At 37.8% G+C, this 18,240-nt stretch carries 17 protein-coding genes and 1 pseudogene; 6 read left to right on the forward strand and 12 right to left on the reverse strand.

Annotated elements, in window-relative coordinates:
* Positions 1 to 719 precede the first annotated feature (719 nt).
* The gene (locus tag L1N97_RS14585; RefSeq protein ID WP_236130300.1) at positions 720 to 1,070 is read left to right on the forward strand and encodes a hypothetical protein; all 351 of its coding nucleotides are present in this window, start codon (positions 720 to 722) and stop codon (positions 1,068 to 1,070) included.
* A complete protein-coding gene (locus L1N97_RS14590) occupies positions 1,070 to 2,365 on the forward strand; it encodes a type II toxin-antitoxin system HipA family toxin (RefSeq protein WP_236130301.1) in 1,296 nt (431 codons plus the stop codon). The genes L1N97_RS14585 and L1N97_RS14590 overlap by 1 nt, the downstream gene beginning before the upstream one ends.
* Before the next feature lie 246 nt (positions 2,366 to 2,611).
* Here L1N97_RS14590 and L1N97_RS14595 read toward each other — a convergent pair whose 3' ends face one another.
* The 11 genes and pseudogenes from L1N97_RS14595 to L1N97_RS14645 all read right to left on the reverse strand — a co-directional run bounded on the left by L1N97_RS14595 (position 2,612) and on the right by L1N97_RS14645 (position 13,399).
* On the reverse strand, positions 2,612 to 3,268 hold the full coding sequence (locus L1N97_RS14595; RefSeq protein ID WP_236130302.1) for a GDSL-type esterase/lipase family protein: 657 nt from the start codon (positions 3,266 to 3,268) through the stop codon (positions 2,612 to 2,614).
* Positions 3,269 to 3,607: 339 nt separating this feature from the next.
* Positions 3,608 to 3,799: a hypothetical protein gene (locus L1N97_RS14600; protein ID WP_236130303.1), complete on the reverse strand. Its 192-nt coding sequence runs from the start codon at positions 3,797 to 3,799 to the stop codon at positions 3,608 to 3,610.
* 19 nt (positions 3,800 to 3,818) lie between these two features.
* Positions 3,819 to 4,184 (reverse strand): hypothetical protein, encoded by a 366-nt coding sequence (locus tag L1N97_RS14605; RefSeq protein ID WP_236130304.1) that lies wholly within the window; start codon positions 4,182 to 4,184, stop codon positions 3,819 to 3,821.
* 181 nt (positions 4,185 to 4,365) lie between these two features.
* Positions 4,366 to 4,950: a demethoxyubiquinone hydroxylase family protein gene (locus L1N97_RS14610; protein ID WP_236130305.1), complete on the reverse strand. Its 585-nt coding sequence runs from the start codon at positions 4,948 to 4,950 to the stop codon at positions 4,366 to 4,368.
* A gap of 293 nt (positions 4,951 to 5,243) precedes the next feature.
* Positions 5,244 to 5,424 (reverse strand): annotated as a pseudogene (locus tag L1N97_RS17110) (IS3 family transposase); the annotation flags it as partial.
* Between the two features lie 91 nt (positions 5,425 to 5,515).
* Positions 5,516 to 6,481 carry a DNA replication terminus site-binding protein gene (locus L1N97_RS14620; RefSeq protein ID WP_236130306.1) on the reverse strand — a complete coding sequence of 322 codons (966 nt, stop codon included), beginning with the start codon at positions 6,479 to 6,481 and terminating at the stop codon, positions 5,516 to 5,518.
* A 650-nt stretch (positions 6,482 to 7,131) separates the two neighbouring features.
* Complete coding sequence (locus tag L1N97_RS14625; RefSeq protein ID WP_236130307.1) at positions 7,132 to 8,055, reverse strand: hypothetical protein; 924 nt, start codon at positions 8,053 to 8,055, stop codon at positions 7,132 to 7,134.
* A gap of 237 nt (positions 8,056 to 8,292) precedes the next feature.
* Entirely contained in the window at positions 8,293 to 8,670 is a 378-nt protein-coding gene (locus L1N97_RS14630; protein ID WP_236130308.1) for a hypothetical protein, read from the reverse strand.
* Positions 8,671 to 9,639: 969 nt separating this feature from the next.
* A complete protein-coding gene (locus L1N97_RS14635; protein ID WP_229587708.1) occupies positions 9,640 to 10,716 on the reverse strand; it encodes an AAA family ATPase in 1,077 nt (358 codons plus the stop codon).
* A 2-nt stretch (positions 10,717 to 10,718) separates the two neighbouring features.
* Positions 10,719 to 11,816 carry a hypothetical protein gene (locus L1N97_RS14640; RefSeq protein ID WP_229587706.1) on the reverse strand — a complete coding sequence of 366 codons (1,098 nt, stop codon included), beginning with the start codon at positions 11,814 to 11,816 and terminating at the stop codon, positions 10,719 to 10,721.
* A gap of 962 nt (positions 11,817 to 12,778) precedes the next feature.
* Positions 12,779 to 13,399, reverse strand: coding sequence for a hypothetical protein (locus L1N97_RS14645; RefSeq protein WP_236130309.1), 621 nt, complete (start codon positions 13,397 to 13,399; stop codon positions 12,779 to 12,781).
* Between the two features lie 338 nt (positions 13,400 to 13,737).
* Here L1N97_RS14645 and L1N97_RS14650 point away from each other — a divergent pair, with 338 nt between their 5' ends.
* Positions 13,738 to 14,754, forward strand: a complete 1,017-nt coding sequence (locus L1N97_RS14650) for a tyrosine-type recombinase/integrase (protein WP_236130357.1) — start codon at positions 13,738 to 13,740, stop codon at positions 14,752 to 14,754.
* Between the two features lie 569 nt (positions 14,755 to 15,323).
* Here L1N97_RS14650 and L1N97_RS14655 read toward each other — a convergent pair.
* Positions 15,324 to 15,518: a hypothetical protein gene (locus L1N97_RS14655; protein WP_236130310.1), complete on the reverse strand. Its 195-nt coding sequence runs from the start codon at positions 15,516 to 15,518 to the stop codon at positions 15,324 to 15,326.
* A gap of 181 nt (positions 15,519 to 15,699) precedes the next feature.
* On the opposite strand from L1N97_RS14655, the gene queD reads away from it, so the two are divergent.
* From queD to dpdA, 3 genes are read left to right on the forward strand one after another with little or no spacing between them, the layout of a single operon-like run.
* Positions 15,700 to 16,062, forward strand: coding sequence for a 6-carboxytetrahydropterin synthase QueD (queD, locus tag L1N97_RS14660; RefSeq protein WP_236130311.1), 363 nt, complete (start codon positions 15,700 to 15,702; stop codon positions 16,060 to 16,062).
* On the forward strand, positions 16,022 to 17,002 hold the full coding sequence (locus L1N97_RS14665; RefSeq protein WP_236130312.1) for a hypothetical protein: 981 nt from the start codon (positions 16,022 to 16,024) through the stop codon (positions 17,000 to 17,002). Before queD ends, L1N97_RS14665 begins: the two co-directional genes overlap by 41 nt.
* Entirely contained in the window at positions 16,989 to 18,239 is a 1,251-nt protein-coding gene (dpdA, locus tag L1N97_RS14670) for a tRNA-guanine transglycosylase DpdA (RefSeq protein ID WP_236130313.1), read from the forward strand. Before L1N97_RS14665 ends, dpdA begins: the two co-directional genes overlap by 14 nt.
* The last annotated feature ends 1 nt before the right edge of the window (position 18,240 follow it).

Here is an 18,240-nt window from a genome sequence, read left to right on the forward strand (position 1 = left end):
GCAAGAGAAAAAGTTTGATGGCATGGCATGATTTGACATTAAAAGCGAGAAACTGAAGCTACACACACATTATTGTCCATAGCAACTAAACCGTATCTGAAGTGGAAAAACGCGAAGTTGATTTGAACAAGTTAATTCATGCTAATCTCAACGGTACGCTGAAAATGCAACAAGAAACTCTTCGAATGCTGGATCCGGATCTGTGCTATCGGAGATCCCTACACTCTCATGGCGGGCAGACTAATGGCCAGCAAGTCTGAATCTTGAGCGGGAAATCGTGCCAGTTTAGGGATCAGCATAAAACAGGAAAGTCGGACTACTTCCTCGAAAAACTCCGTCCTAAAAAACCAAAATTGTGTCACATCAAAAATTAACGTTATTGACAACTGCCCTAGAATGTTACTAAAAATAATAAAAGCAGTAATACGAATGATTAAAAACCAGGCTAAAGTCGACATTGATTAGCAAAAATTCATTAACAATTGAGTTGGCAGGTAGAGCACCTATAAGATTGTTCGCATTTCCAGCTAAAAACGCAGGTTAAAGTGGTCATCAAATTCAGATGTTTAATTAATATCTACCTTATAAAATAACAAATTCACAAAAAAATAAATAACTTAATCTGAAAAGAAAAAAATAACATTGAAATGTTCTATAAATAAAATAAGATGAATTTATGCAGGTAAAATTTTTTATAAATAAAGTTTAGAGGTCTTAATATGTCAGTAAACAATATGCCTACTCTCGAAGCATCACTGCAAGAGCTCATTCAAGAACGCAATCGACTACAGCAGTTGATGGTGCATTTGGACGAAAACATTCGGGCAAAACTGCATCAGTCAGCATTAGATAGCTACCGTCCGGTGAGTAGCGAGACAGTGCAATTTAGCATTGAGACACATAAGGGTGATCTTTCCATCTCTGAGCTAGTCGCTTTTGCTGGCGTATCTATGCAAACCTATTACAATTCAATACAGCGAGTGGATGCGGTATCTGTAGGCAAGCTTAACCATCTAATAGGTGCTGTTGGTTTGCAGCTTTATATTGGTAAGCGTCAGGGTAATAAGTAATGAGCGCGCCAGCACGTATTGGTTTTGTGTATTGTAATGATCACTTAGCGGGAACGATCACTGAGTATTCGGTTCTGGCCGGTTACGAATATGAATTTCGTTATGACACGAAGTATTTAAAAAGCGGGCTTGCGAAGATTGGTACTAACCTCCCTCTTACTGAGCTCCCCTTACACAGGAACCACCTTCCTGCATTTTTTACTAATCTAATGAGCGAGGGGTGGGTAAAGCGCCATCAGGCGAAGCTAGCGAGACTTGACGTAGATGATAAATTTGGTCTTCTACTTGCCCATGGCGAAGAGCTAATCGGACCAATTAAGGTGCTCCCGCGTTTACTCAAAGATGAAGACGCAGCGCATATCGCTGAGTTACCAAAGAAAAACCTTAAAGGCTTCACCATCGATTTTGCCAGACATGAATTTAATGAAGTGGCGATGAGATCATTAGGCAGAGCTTCCATTTCAGGGGTTCAGCCTAAAATGTTTCTTACTCATAAACCTGGCACCAGGAAAACATTAACAGCCAGCATTGGTATGGGTCCATACATCGTAAAACCATCCCCAAGAGATTTGCCCCATTTAGCAATCAACGAGTTTATTATTATGCGGCTTTGTCAGTTGACGGGGTTTAATGTTGCAGATCATGCCCTTGTGCCGTTTTCATGTGGTGAACTGGCCTACGTGACAGGTCGGTTTGATTTAGACACCGCCGGCAGAAATATAGGATTCATTGAAGATTTAGCCTCTGTCATGGATGTTGCGCCAGGAAACAAAAGTAGCGAAGCTTTATCCTACGAACACGCATTAAAAGTGGCCCACGCAAGCTGCGGTTACCACGCCCAAATACTTAAAGATGGTTTTTTGCACGTACTCATGGCGTACCTTGTGGGGAATAACGATTTACACATGAAGAACATGAGCCTAGTCAGACCTCTTGATAGTGACACTGCAACCGGATTCTCAAAAATATATGACATGGTGTCCGTAGCGCCATACAAAGAATACGATGGCTCTGAGCTCAGTATCTGGCTTATGGAAAGTGAAGTGAGAGACGCAGAAAGTACTAGTTCATACAAAAATTATGGCTATTATACTAAGCATGATTTTGTTGCGTTTGCCGCTCAACTTGGGCTGAACCAAAAGGTCGCGAAGAAACTTATCCATTATTTGGTAAAAAAGGTGTCGCAAAATTTGAACAAGGCCTTTAATAGTGTGACAGGTTTTGACGAACTTAAACACGTCGTACTTAACCGTATTCAAGCGCGACTGGAAACGATGTCACGCCCTTGGCTGTAATATGTCTGCGGCGTTTAAATTGAAAAGGTATTAATGTCTGGCATTAAAGTTAATCGGTTAAAAATTCAATACAAATGTTCATAATTTGCGAGTCATTGAATAGCGCTTTGAGCAAAAGCAAAATTTACTATGCTTGATAGAGTATGTAACTTTCAGGTTTATTTTAGCCAATATTTAACTTTATAGTGTCAACTGGCAGCGTTGTTCAAATGAAGTACCTGAGCGTCAGCATTTTGTCTCTTCAGGCTATACTAACGCATTACTGCGAGCTTCTAGCACACTTGCAATCATTGGCGCAATTAACGATTCCATCACCGCATAACCCTCGGCGTTGGGATGCACCAGATCTTCAGCACTGGTAAAATCCGGTACCCGCAAACCACCTTTGCCATCATTCATGGCTGCATAATAGTCTACATAAGGAAGTTGCTGTTGCACTGCGTACTGCTTAATAAGCTGATTAAGCTCAACAATACGCTGCACCGGTTGCAGGCCGCTGCGCCATGGAAAATCACTGGCCGGTAATACCGAGCACAGAATAACACTGGCACCTTGAGCGCGTGCTAATTCGGCCATACTAAAAATATTGTCGGCTATGCGGGGTACATGAATGGCGCCACTATTTTGTGCAATATCATTGGTACCAGCGAGGATCACTACCACCTGCGGTTTCAGGTTAAGCACATCTTCCCGAAACCGCAGCAACATCTGGTGGCTAACCTGGCCGCGGATACCACGACAGATAAAGTAATTTTGCGCAAAAAACGCCGGCCGTTGGTATGGCCAAAACTCGGTGATTGAATCGCCCATAAATACCACCGGCACGCCCTGCGGGTGTTGCGTCATCAGCTGCGTGTTAGCCTGCTGATACTTTTCGTAATTGACATAAGTAGTAATATTCAAGCTAATTTCCGCAGCAGTAATTGGCAACAGAGCACAGAGTAACAGACCGTACAGCTCATTTTCATTATTCCTCTTGTAAGCGATGGTATCCAGAAGTGTTGGTAATGTGCCAAGTAATTTCGTTTTTCATTGTAAAATAGTTAATTTGGATAGAAAAGATTGACACCGCTAACGCAGGTGATGTGTGGTGTGCTGAGTTTGTATTACACATAGCCGATTCGATTTATGTTCTGCATAAGAAGTATCAATTCTGCTGACTCGCTTCCTTGTTTGCGATGCTAGAGCTACGCCTAATAACGATTGTGCAAAAATGCATCACTGCATGACATTAAAACTTGCTTAGGTTTTAGATAAGTCGGCTTGTGCATCTAGTAATAATTCTTGCGTAAGCAGACGCTTGTAACGTCTCTGCCGGCGTCGTGCTTTTGCAGCGCTTGCTCGCCAGTTGCTGCGTTTGTCTGAAACAATGTCGTCCACATCGTCGGCTGTGATCACGCGCTTAGCATCCCTAGGGGAGGTTCTTTTACTCATATTCTCGTCGTTCTCATCACTAAAAGGCAAAACTGCTTTGCTTTTGTCTCCATCTTAAAGACCGTTTATTTAAGCAATGTAAATCTATTTCACCTGCAAGAATGTTTTCACATAGCTTGACGGCAGCCTGTGCCTGCGTTTCAGTTAAATGTCTATATGCAGGTTGCTTAATGTAGTCATACCAAGCACCGTTGCATACATTATCAAGCACAACTCTTTGAAAGCAGTGGTCGTGCTTGATAGGCCAATCGTGTCGTTTAATAAGTGCTGCTTTGGGCATAACAATCTGGGTTAGATAGAGGTACTGGTCTATCCATTGCTCGCGAGTATGATTGATGATTTTGTTTTTCAGCATTTGTATCAATTCCGCTTCTTTTGCTTCCACGTACCGCCGTATTGATAATCTCCACTGGTTTGCTTCAGCCGCTCTTGACACTGTTTGCAGACCAAGATCCAAGACTGACTTTGCATGGCCTTCACTCGGTATAACACGCTATGAGTCATCGACTCACACATACCACAAGCCTTTGATGCTCTTTCACGCGATACTTTACCCATGATTAGGCTTAAATAAGTCTGGCTGCTGTCACTGCGCATTGAGAACCGTAGGCAATTAAACGGCCCCAACAACGCATTGCTTTACTTGCTTGTTCTGTCATTGCGTGCAGAGCTTCATCTCGGTGCTTTGTTTCATCAGCATGAAACGCCGCCATCTGCTGAGAAAATCCCCTAACGAATGAATTGCATTCATGATCAAATAATTTAAGCTGCTCGCGATAATGTTCATCTACAAATGACTCAACGCAAAAAATAGTATAAAACATCCAGTTTCTTCCCAAGAGCGTTGGCAGAGCACCCGTAACAAAGCCCGCTACCCCCCAGAAAAACAGTAACAAACTACCGCGATATCTTTGGATATTAGCTTCAAAACCTGCCAGATGGGACTTTTCCGTGGCCAAGTGCTGCAAAGCAAATGATTTTATCTGCGCGTCTCGACGAATGAAATTTGCGCACAGAATACCGCGATAAATCCAAACTGCCCCAAACTCGCCAGCGTGACTGGCGCGAAGCTCAGACCGAATATGCTTAGGTAAACGCGATGTCGAGACTTTTCCCATACACTCTTCACCCATGTTTACAATTTTGTTCAATTAATGTCTTCCTAAGTTTAGGTTATCCCAATCTTGGATAATCCGAAGTTACCATTACTGAACACCAACAATTCATTTCCTTGCTCTAATCACGAGACCACCTTTGCAGCTTATAAACGCTATATCATGGATACAATTGCACACTTGTTCATTTAAGCGACTTATTGTTAGCTATTTGTTTTTATGCGTGCGGGAGGAGGTAAGATCAATCGGCATGATAGTTAAACAATAACAGGACAACATTCTTGTAAGTTAAACACTTGCGTCTGGCCGCTTTCACATTGGGCATAATACCCTCTACGCGATACCTGAAGTACAGCTACCATTCTGATTAACGAGAACGAATTTTGATGCTCAAAAATAAACTCAAACCGAGCTATTTTTGTTTTTTTGCGAAGTAGGTACCGTCTTTTTTAGGATAGCTAAATCCTCTGCCTGTTCGGCACATTGACGTTTAAGGCGAGCAATTTCGGCTGCTCTGTTTCTAGCTCGGTGGAGGTAGAATTTATCTCGGCTATAGGCCGTCAATTATATAACTGAGACTAGTGTGACTTCGGCTCAGTTATCATTTTGCTGATGCTATCGGATCAAAGTAGACACTTAATCGTTTAATCACTAAAGGACGGTCAATCACTTTAGGTTTAGGCGCTTCATCGGCGAGAAACGGTTTGAGTGGATGGCACTTCACATTTTGATTAAAAACGAATAAAGGTGAGTGGGCAATCATGTCTACAGGCGCTTTGAGATCAGGCCCCAGATAGAGTGGCGCATCTTTTATGTAGCGCAAGTTCATGGCTGGCGCGACACGAAGTGGGCGAGTCATTAAAAAGCGGCTGGTTGCCGGATATTGGCTGATCACCCTTTTCTCTTCGTGAACTGCTTCGCCTTTTTCAGACAGTGGGAAACGTTTTTCGTAATAGCTGATGGTTTTATCAAGCATATCTAGCAGTTGCTTTTTAGTGAGGTGTTTACTGGCACGCCTATTCTTCCAAGTGAAACCCACGGAGTAAAGTGCGCGATTAGCAAACAAGGTACCTCGAAACGCTTTAAGTTTAACAACGTTGGGCATCGAGCGCAGTAACGCTTCAAAGCGTACATCACGGTTGGAGTGGCTACTTAGCACCATTTGGTGAAAGTCCGCTTTCTTCTTATTGATGGTGGCTAATCTCGCTAGCATTGATAGCGGATCCGGATGCGAAACGCAGATGATGCCGGGCAACCGCGGAATAATACGATTGGAGTGGTCATGCTCCAGATCCATACTTTTTAAGTGTGCCATGGCAATTTGGTAGGCGTCATCACCGGTGATGGTATCCACGGAGATATGTTCTGGCCACTCGCCAATATCGTCATCGTGAAACGGAGGTAAGCGGAAGACCTCGGCACGGATTAGGGAGCTATGGTCATTCAGTTCATTTTCAAACAAGGTCAGTTCGCTTCGAATATCGGCAAAGGAGAGTTGTACTCTTGCGGCAAATTCGCCATCGTCAACTAACGGGTGTTTTTTCGGTGTGATGTGTGAATCGGACATAGTGTGCTCTTATTAATCTTTAGCGATACCCTATTGAACGCAACGGTTACTGGTTACGATCCAGCCGCAATATCAAAAATTTTTAAATATTGTAGACCAAAGTTAGTACATCATACCATATTAAACATTCGAAAATTAACAACATCCAAACCCAAGTCAAAATTCCAAGAGACCAGAGTACAGTTGGCACATTGCTCTTATTTGCCATTAATTTTTTACACTAACATTCCAGTAATCAACTCACCACATTCGAAGCTCAGACCTGGCGCTTTGCGCCAGGGTTTAGCAGGAATTATATAGGTATGATGTACTAACATTGTGGGTAGAAAAAGTCTTCATCGCAGTTTACCTTGATGCAAAAAACTCACTTCGCTTAATTACATGAATCACAATTGGAAATTTGACATTTTCCCCCCGCCTAAATCGGCGGTGGTAATCATAGCCTGTAGATTTAGAGGAGGACTATGCCATTTTGAGTCAGAGTCGATGGCTATATTTATAAATCGCAAGCTCGTGTCATGGAAAGCGAAAAACAGATAAAAATATTATTAACAATCATGATTCCTTCGTAACGCCCAGGCCACTTTTATGTAATATGGGCATCAACCCACTTGGTGAGTAAACAAAAAGCCCCGCAAAGCGGGGCATTATTATCTCTGAAAAAGAAGTTCTTTGCCTTTTTTAAATACTGAAGCATATTCCCTATTTACATTAATACGCACAGGTTTATCAATGGCTACAAAGTTAAAATAATCTGGCATTATGAGGTATCCATCATAATGCTTTGATAAAGCTTCGTTAAAATAATGCCCAAATTCAACTTTAAAAATAATAATATAGTACTCATCCCCGTCAATCACTGTTTTACCAGCAATAGAGATTAAGCCACCCAGTTCGCAATATTCCTCAATACTACTGGTATCCTCAAAAAAAGTGCCTTGTGGTATTTTATTAAAGCCAGAATTCGCATTAATTTTATCGCTTAATGAAAATTTATAAGATTCATCACAAGCTTTTTTATCGAAAAACAGAAAGTCTGTGTTAAATAAATGAGATCTTCTTTTGTCATTTAAAGTATATGCACCATGCCAAATGAGATCTGGATATTCTGCTGCTAATGAATCTTTAATTTTTTCACTAAGAATTTTTTGAATGGAAGAAAATCTATTTAACTCGTCTATTGACTTTACAGGTACAAAATCAACAATTGATGGTTTCCAATCAACTTTACGATTCACACCAGAATTTAGTGCTTCCATAGAGATAACACCAAAAACACCTTGGCTAAGTAAGCCTAAACCTGCATCTAATATGCGTGTACCACCGCCGATCCGCCCAGTGTTCGCTTCAGTACCATCAGCAAAGTCTTTCATACCGTTGCCAACGCCGGCGGGTTGAGCCATTCGAGCAACATTTAGCGCTTCTGAAATAGAGTCATCCCACACATAAGGTTTGCTCGATAATATCTTTAATACTGGATAACCGTTTGTACCTTTAGAACTATCAGTGCTAGCGCAACTAACGACCAATACACTAACTAATCCAGCCATAATCATTTTTTTGAAAATACGCATTTTTCAAGTCCCTTTCAATTAATGCACATAGTTTAATATCAAGTTAATCTACCGCAACTTTCCTAAATATGGCAATAAATAGCTAAAAAAAATATATGTACTAAAGCTATCAATGAAGGAGACGAAGCAACTACCATGAGACTTTCGGGCCCAATAGACATATGCAATAATTTATGGCAAGTTTGCTTACTGTACGCTAATAGTAGAAGTGACTGAGCATAGACCTCTTATAAACAGCTAATCTTCGATTAAACCTTGTTTTTTTAACTCAGCAACAATAGCTACCTTAGTTCTGCCATGTATTACTGATAATTCGTCTATCGACAATTCTGACTTATATTTATGAACAAGTTGTTCTTTCTCATCAGTAGTCCATGGAAGCCCTGCATTTTTAGGTAAACCATTTTTAATATTTTCAGCTTGTTTTTCTTCTATTGTTTTCTTTAGTGATTTCATTTTTTTTACTGGGTTTTTCAACTCAGCTAAAATAGTAAATAATGCTCTAATTACCTCCGGCTGATTATATGGAGATTGATTATCAAAAAATTCACCTGTAATTGGATCTACTCCCTTTGCTAAAGCTTCTAAAACTTTGATTTCTTTTTCTAATCTCATAGTAATTCCAATCTATAAATAATTAACATAGCGTTAGAGAGCAACAAACGGTGGCTTTATTCTGGTCCTTGTTGGGCCTCGGTACTCATAAAAAAGCACTAATGATAATTTAAGTTTTTATCATTGCTTGTAAACACCTACCATTTTTATCCTCCATAATCCCTCCTTAAGGAACCCACCCTTGTTTTATAAGTTCATTTACCTCTTTGATTAATCCTTTATACGAAACTGTTATCACAAGTGTATATTCCATTAATTGTTTCCCTTGAACTTGATATTCGACAAAAACCAACGCCGATGTAAGCTTGAATGTGTAAATATGAAACCGTTTCAATACAACTAGTTATTTATATCACACATACATATTGCACTAATAAAATGAAAAAACTGCACAGATAAAATCATTATTTACATAACTTATGTAGTTATTAAACAAAATCCATTAACAAATGGCAAGGACCAAATTAGTAGTGTTTTCTAAGAAGATAAAAAATGGCAAAAAGGGATATTTACAAACCTACTCACAAAAAGAAGCATGTTTAAATTAGCCGTTATCTGCATTAACAACTAGTAATTACGTAAAGTTAAAATTCGTTAATAAAGTAAAATACCTTAAATATGGAAAATTAAGAATAATTAATTTTTTTACTTGTTTAGGATGTAGTGTATTTAGTCGTTGAGTGTGACAGCAGGACTTTAACTTAAACCTAAAAGCTTTAATGGTCGCTTGTAGCGAGCGTTAAAGCTTTTAGGTTGACGACCAAAGCATCAGCTTTGGTTGTAATTCATGATCCTTACTATATGGTTATATAGTTATATAGGAAGATTTGAGGCTTATATTCGATCTAAAGATCAGGAATAAGCTTAATGACGATCTCTTAAAGCTTATTTCTAATACATTAAAGCTTATTTCTGATCTAGCCGTCTAAAATTAAGGCTTATTAGCGATCCTTTGGTTAGTTTTTAAACTTACTTCTGATCTCTTTTTTTACGCTCATGCCACAGCCTTAATTGTTCTTTATCTTCTTCTGTAACTATTTCATCTTGTTTCTGTTGCAACGCTTTTTTATCAATTGAGCTTTGACTAAATATCAATGAGCTAAGAGTAATTTCCTTAGGTTCATCTTCAACGATTTCTTGCTTATTCGCCAAAATAGCCTGGAGTGACGGAACATCAGGTAGTTGCTCTACATTAGATAAAGATGGTTCGATAGATTTTACTTGATTGCTTACAGCATAAAGGTCAGTGTTTAAAGCATCAAAAAGTAGAGAATCTTCATTCCATTGCAGTTTATGCTGGAGTAAACGGTCATTTTTTGAAATATAATTAGCTTTAATATGTGAAAGAGTGGTTTTTGAATCTCCCCTAACCTTGCCTTCAACACGGTCAAGATATAAATGCATTCGGCTGTTTGCTTGAGTGGTTGAAAAACCAGAGCCACTTACATTACTAATTTTTTCATTACCCCTAATAGCAGCCTTAGTTAAATGATGAACAACGAGAATAGCAACATCAGCTTGGATTGCTATATCTTGTAGAATTCTTTTAACAGTTTGGTCATCATCTACCTCGTCAGCATTACCGGCTGCTTCACGAAGTGTATCAATAATAAGTAAATCAACCCCTTGGCATGCTTTAATCAATTCATTTCGCGCTCGCTCGCTCCCTTCTATTTCCAAGCCATTACGTAAAGTGCAAAGTGGATGATGACTATCCCAGAGCATGACGTTCTCAGTAATTCTATTGACAACTTCAGCAGGCATTGATTGCATGTGTCCTAACATACGCTTTGCAACTTCATCCACACCATCCTCAATTGGCCAGTACAGGGTTTTAAAATAACCTGGACTGCCTTTTAATTTAAGAAATGGAACATCGCTTGCTAACTCATAGGCGATTGATAAACATAAGTAACCTTTACCTACGTCTGGAGCAGATAGAATAAATCCAATACGTTTCTTAGAAAGGCCTTTTAAAATATAATTTTTGTTCTGGGATTTGCTTATAGAATTGAGATTATCTATGTTTGTTCTTATGAGTGACATGACTAAGCCTTAAGACCTTCTGTTTCTTTAAGTTTCTCTGTATATAAAAGCTTATGATCAGATTTATGCTCATCGACGGGTGTTAGAATAAAATTGAAATGCGTCAGTAGTTTATCTTTGTCTTGTACAACTTGATCAAAAAGTTGTTTTTTCTTAAATCGAAGGTTTATGCCAAACGTTGTCATTTTATTGTTAAAGTATTTTTCTAATAAAAATGACAATGTTTGTCCATGGATAAAATCTCGCTTGTGGCTATCTAAAAACTTATAAAAATCTTCGATCGAGTTTTTCCCAACCAAACTGACATAATGGTTTTTAAGACGTTTTCTGCTGATTATCCCGTCATTTTTTAGACTTTTTAAGTAATATTCAGAAATACTCACTATCAAATCAGTGTGGGTCTCTTCCGTAAACGAACCATTTCTAATTTTAGATACGTCTAGCAAAGCATAATAATCTTTATCAACAAGAGAAAATGCGGTTTTATATTCATGCAAAGGCACTCCCTCTTTCACTGGGGTTAAAGCTAAATGCATGATAGAAAGTCTTTGTAAGCGTTCTAAAATTTTGAATCTATTTTGTTTTTGCGGGGCGATCCCCATACCTTTGCAAATTTCATTAAATGTAATATGAAAAAAGACGCCACGGTTTATTAGTGGTCTATCTATAGCATCCTGCCTTACATATTCCCACTTCACATCTTTAAGTTTACAGCCCTCAGCTACCTGCCTTAATGTATATTTAGACGCATCGTTTATCATACTCCCGTGCGCTATTATGACATCAAGCAAATGCCGATCATCTGCAAGACAAACCGCCCCATATATATCGACATCTATGCTATTAAATTTTGCATCTTTGCCTTTCCAATAAGGTTTCAAAATTTGCGTTTGGATAAGTGGTGAGTTAGCAAGCAACATTTGTTCTATTTTCTCTGGAGATGACAATATGCTGCTTATTAATTCTTTTGGCACACGGTTGCCCATGATAAAGATCTTGTCAAACATAGAACTGCTGACAGGTTGATCACCTTTAACTTCAGTAAGAAAGTCATTGTGCAAAAAATCTAACTCGTTTATCTCAACCTGTTTCTTACTCATATTTTGAAGTCCCTGATTGAAACTAACCTTAGTTCTAATACAAATTCACTCTAGCCTACCTTAAGAACTGATGAAATCAACTGATTTTTATACAATGTATTAGAAATAAGCTTAAAACTAAGAAATAAATCTGAACTGGATCAAAAATAAGCTTTAAAAGTTGTATTTCTGATCCTGCCGTCTTGGAAATAAGGTATAAAAATCTCTCGCTGTCTTATAAATAAGGTATAAGGATGACTAAACCGTCTTAGAAATAAGGTTTGATTTCAGTTTAGAACATTTTCTAAACGTCATTTCTAAGACGTTCATTTAAAGCGACAGTTGTCTTTGATGAAAATCTAAATTTGAAGATATGAGTATTATTATTAAGCTTAAATATTAGCCAAGGCTATGTCGTAGGGAACGTTTAAACGTTTGAGTAATAGGTAAATAAGTAAGTGTAATGATTAATTGGATCTGAAATAAGCTGTAAGCACTCTTTTAAGCTTGGATATTCATAATTAAGTTGAATATGTGTATTAGAAATAAGGTTTGTATACGCTAGATGGCTCTCTTACACAAACTGAAACCGTGGTGATTGTCCGAACATGCTTGCATACCTGAATTTCAGTACAAGGATGACAAGTAAGAAGCTTATGCTCGCCGTTGAAGAGGATAAGTTTACCAGTGTAGTTAATTTTAGTCTGGACTACTTTGATATACTCCAGTACAGAAAACTGTAGTGATTTCTGCCTTTTTGGTGAAAAAATAAAAAGATTATTGAGGCAACTTACGAGTTCTTATTTCAGATCGATCCACAAACTACTTTTTAGCTATCGTCACCGTGTTTGTTTGCAATCAATAGTCGTAATACGTTTGTTGAGATGGGTCTTTGAATATTCTTTTAAGTAATACTACATTTTTACTGCCGTTTTTAAATAACTGTGATGGTAGTTAGACGTTTATATCTGTCTAAAATATAACTAGTTTTTTTTAGATTTTATGCCTGTTTGAACCTCAAACATGAAGTGTTCTGCTTGCTCATCTAATACATTCTGAGTTCTATTCTTACCCGATAAATGCTTACATGCTAACCAACCAGCGCGATAAGCGTAGTCTATGTAGTTCACAATAGTTGACCAAGTATGTCTGCGAAGTTTTAATTTTGCCCTTGAAATGTTAAATGATTGATCAAGCGTTAATGCTGATGTTGGATCTTCGACAAGGGTTTCAGCTTCTTTTCTATCCTCGGGATCAATTAGCAACTCAATCAGGCCATCGTAGGTATCGAATTCATACCCGTTTGAATATGCAAATTGCTTCAACCTTTGGATTGTTTTGTTATTTAGGGTAATGGTTGTTACATTACTTTTTGAACGGGTTTTAAAGGTTCGGTACCGAGTCACAATTTTAGAAAGCGCTTCAGCGGTGAGGTATTCAGATAAAACTGCCATGTCGGATGCAAAGTCTTCACCGGACACATAAGGCAAAGGATATGATGCGTCTTTAAAAAAGGTTATTGGCATGGATTCAAATTGTTTCTGCTGTGATACAAATGCTGGCCACAGTGTTTTATCCACTTTTGACGCTCTTACTTTAATCATTTAATAATTACCTGTAATTCTTTTTTATCTTTCAAAAATACTACTCCAACTCATAAATATACGCAACACAAAAAGTGTTACAGGTAATTCTTTTTGGTTGCGTTCGCATTAGCAAAAATTACAGATCAAATTAATTACCTGTAATGCTTTTTTGTTTCCGATTTACTCCGTAGCTAGTGACTATTCATGCAATATAGTAAATGATTACAGGTAATTCTTTGCTTGCCTGATTTTGTGTTTTTATAACATAACAAAATAATAAGGCTTATCTTGTTTTGTTGCATTATCACGAATTTAAGGTATTGTTTATCCGTTTTATGTCTTAATTGAGATTTGTGATGCAAAGTGACTTCATTCCTGCAAAAAACCTAAAAAGTGAGAGCTTGGTTACTCATGGCAATGTAGATCGCGCAAACCATCAATTCGCTAGGTTTTTAAAAACCATATTTGCCAGAATGCCCATAAACTCTCAAAAGGCGATGAAGTCAGACTGGAACTGCTACCAACGATTTATAAAAGAGAACGCGGCAATAGGACTGATAGCTGTACCAGATGATGAAGATGTCATGATTGAAACCATGTTGGCCTATGTAGACTACCTTAGTAAAAAATACAAAATAAAGACAATTAGGCGGCGTTTGCATCATTTAAAGGTATTATTTAGCTATTTCGGTTGCCCTAACCCACTTTTAACAAGTCATGAACTAAAGAAGAATATAAGCTTAACGATAAAAAGTGTGGCTCAACCAGCTGGGCAAGCGGAGCCACTAACTGCTGATATGTTGATTGAACACCTCAGTAAAATTGATGCGAGTAATCTTATGTCACTCAGAAATGCCATGATAGTTAACCTCGCTTATGATTCGTTATGCAGGGCTAGTGAAATGAGGATGATCAAACTGAGTCATATCGATAGAGAAAAAGATGGAACTGGTACTGTGTTCGTTGAAAGAACTAAATCAGACCGTGAAGCAATTGGTGCATATAGGTATATCAGTAAAACAACAATGGAGTTGATAGAGCAGTGGAAAGAAAGAACTGGGCTATCAAACGAGGATTACCTGGTACGTGCATTGACCTCAGCGGGAACAATAAAACCCTATATAGCGCATGAAGAATCCCCTCCGGTTAGCTATGAAGTGATAGTTAGTGCCTTTAAAGCCGCTAATGTCAGTCTATCAGGCCACTCTGCTAGGGTTGGTGCTGTTTTAGACATGGTAAAAGCAGAAATTTCCATCGAAAAAATTCAGTTGGCTGGAGGCTGGCGAGATCAAGCAATGCCGCTTCTGTATTCAAGAAAAATACGTGCTAAGAACTCAGCTGCTGCAGAAATGGCGAGAAAAAATGGGCGGTAAGTTTAGTTATTAGTTAATGTGGTACGATCCCCTTCTTTATAAATAGACTGCATAAATGCAAGTTGTATTAATAAATTTTAGGATTTATTTAACTATAAATTCAAGGAGCTTGAGTGGGGGGCATTCAAGGTGCTGATTTTTATGTACATATTCCCATTTTAACGAATTTCTTCTACACTTTAACCGTTCATCTTATTTCAGTGATCCTTATGTGGATGATGTTTAAAAAAAAGAGTTAATATAGCACTCAATAATGATTATCTTGAAATATAAATAAATGTAGAAACAGTAGATCTTTAAGTTAGACTACATACTAAATGATATCAGAACAATCCTAAGTGCACACCGCAAAGACTATTCGGATATGCTAACCTAAGGAGTGATAAGTATTAATTGGTAAGTGAGTACTTAGAGAAGGAAACCTCAAGTATGATAACCAATCAATTTATTACAAGAATACTGCTTTAACCTGTGTAAAAAATTTGAAGTAACTTTTAAATTTTTTAATTTAAGGAAAGTTGTCTAAGAGGTAGAAATTGATCAACTGAAGGTTTCGTAAGTGTTTTGAGTTATGAATGGTGGTAATCTTCTTTTGTAGAATTAAGATATTCTCTTAAAGAGTTATGTTCAACAACATTGCCGAGAACATCAAGAGCAATGTTAATGGCTTCCTGCTTGCAGCCATGTTTGTTATTCGATAAAACCTCAACAATACGCTGGAGACTATGTGTTAACTCTTCTTCTTTTTTTCTGTGTACCATCAAAATTTAAATCTCTGATTCAGTAATTTAACACTTCAACTAATATACATCAGAATGCAAGATTCGTCCAACCACCTTGGTTTAGACTCATCACCAAGCTAAAACGACATCAAAACTCAATAACTCCACTAGCTGTCTGAACTGAACTGGGTTATTATTGACATATAGATTTAGAGAAAAAACCATGACTATAAAAATTTATAAAGAATTTACGTTTGAGGCTGCGCACTTATTGCCTAATGTTCCAGAGGGACATAAGTGTGGGCGACTTCACGGACACTCATATGTAGTTAAGCTTCATTTCAAAGACAACATCGACCCTTTAAAGGGATGGTTCATAGACTTCAGTGAGGTTAAAGTCAAGTTCAAACCAATACTTGACCAATTAGACCATCGCTATCTTAATGAAATCAAAGGATTAGAAAATCCCACAGCTGAAGTGATCGCTATGTGGATTTGGAAAAAAGTAAAACCAATAATTCCTCAATTATGTGAGGTAGAATTAAATGAAACTTGCACATGCGGTGTCTCTTATAAGGGGAAGTAGAATGCATGTTAATTTGGTGACAAGTTGCGTGAGTGCCAAAAAGACTTCTGTTGGTCGAGTTGTTGGTTTAGCTGATACCTTTTCCAAGGGTTGCGGCACGGCAAAAGAATGGCTTGATACATTAAGCAGTAATCCTCATGAGATGTTGCCAATAATTGATTTATACAAAGGTGACCATTGGTCTATAGCTAAAAATATCAATACAATCGAAAAAGTCACACTATGGGTGATTTCAGCAGGCTTAGGTTTCTCTCATCATACAAAATTGACACGGCCTTACGATGCCACATTTAACAAGCCCAACTCCAACTTCGTAGGCAACATAACATTAAATACCACCACTGAAGAACCAACTAAAAATTGGTGGGCACTTCTGCATGGAAATAAAAACGCCTTTCGAAACTTTGTCGAAGATAATCATGGACAGATATTCATTTTTTGTGCGAGCGAACGATATTTGGTAGCGATTGAAAATGATCTTGTAGATTTAGTCAAAGAAGGTTTGTTTAATAAAGAAAACTTTTTAATAATAACAAGTAAAAACAACATTAATACAGAATTATTCCCATACATTTTAATCTCTAAGGAGAAATTTTCAAAATCCGAAGAAATAAAAGGCTCTATGGTATCTTTAAATATTAGGCTGGCCAGATATCTCATACAAGCATCAATCAAATCTAAAAAGCCGCTAAGAAAAATGATTGAGGTATATAAAGAACTAGAACTTTCAACACAAAATATTTTCCGTAAAAAAGCTAATAAGCTTACAGATTCACAGGTCATGTGTGCAATATCTAAATTACCACATTCCTCCCTTACCTCACCTACATCTGCATTAAAAGCATTAAGAAAAGAAGGTATGTCCTGTGAGCAAAAAAGGTTTTCAACCTTATTCAAATTATATATCGAAACTCGAGTTTTAATCCGTGAAAAAAGTTAAATTTTTCTTTCCTGACAGCCATGATTTTGTTGATCCTACTTTTGACTTTATCAACGAAACTAATAATGAGTTTCGCGTTATCCAGCGTGACGATAAATACGCCCATGAAATATTTGATGCTCCTGTTTACGATGGAGTTCTTGTATCTAAAGCCATTGTAGAAGGGTTGAGCGGGGTGAAGGGTCGCTATTCAGTAGCTCAAAGACAGCGCTTTTTCCGTGAGGGAATTTACAAATTTTTCAGACTTCCAAAAAGTTACGAAACAATTGGTGATTGTGGTGCTTTCAGTTACGTGAAAGAGTTCGAGCCACCATATTCAGTAGAAGCTGTAGTAGAGTTTTATACAAACTCTGGTTTTACTCACGGCATTGCTATGGATCACATTATTTTCGACTATGAAAATGCGGATGTTAAATCTTCCAAAATAGTAGGCGAGCGTCTTATAGAATGTTTAAGACGAACTGAACTGAATTTGGAAAATGCGTCAAAATTCCTAAAAATCTCAAAGTCTGAACCATTCAACCCATATGGAGTCGCTCACGGATGGAATCCTAACTCGTTTAGTGAATCTGTTATTCAACTTCAGGCAATGGGATACAATAAAATTGCATTAGGTGGCATGATCCCGCTTAAAACGAAGGATATTCTTGAGATTCTTGCCAAAGTCGCAGAGGTTAGAAAACCGACAACTCAATTACATTTGTTGGGAATTAATCGTTTAGAACATATCTCGCAATTCTACTCTTTTGGAGTAACTAGTTTTGACTCTACCTCGCCTCTTATGCAGGGATTAAAAGACGACAAATTTAACTATCACCTACCCGAACATAAATATACTTCCATTGCCATACCACAAGTTGATGGAAACAACACAATGCGAAAATTAATAGCTAGTGGGGCAATAGACCAAGATTTAGCCATTAAGCTTGAACGAATATGTCTGGATTTAATCATTCAATTCGATCAAGGATATGTATCGAAGGAAACAGTCTTAGATGCTCTATGTGAATATGAAAAGCTTTATTTAAAAGATGCCCATACAAAAACCAGAAGAGGGCTAATGAATAAAGTTCTAACGGATAAACCTTGGGTGAGTTGTCCTTGTAATATTTGCAAAGAAATTGGGATTCATGTGATGTTAAAGCGTGGTGCTGCACGAAATAGAAGACGTGGTTTTCATAATCTTTTTAACGCATATAACACCATACAAAAAGAACTCTCTAAAATATCGGAATAAA

Origin of the sequence: Rheinheimera sp. UJ63, from assembly GCF_021568285.1 — a bacterium.
GTDB lineage: Bacteria > Pseudomonadota > Gammaproteobacteria > Enterobacterales > Alteromonadaceae > Alishewanella > Alishewanella maricola.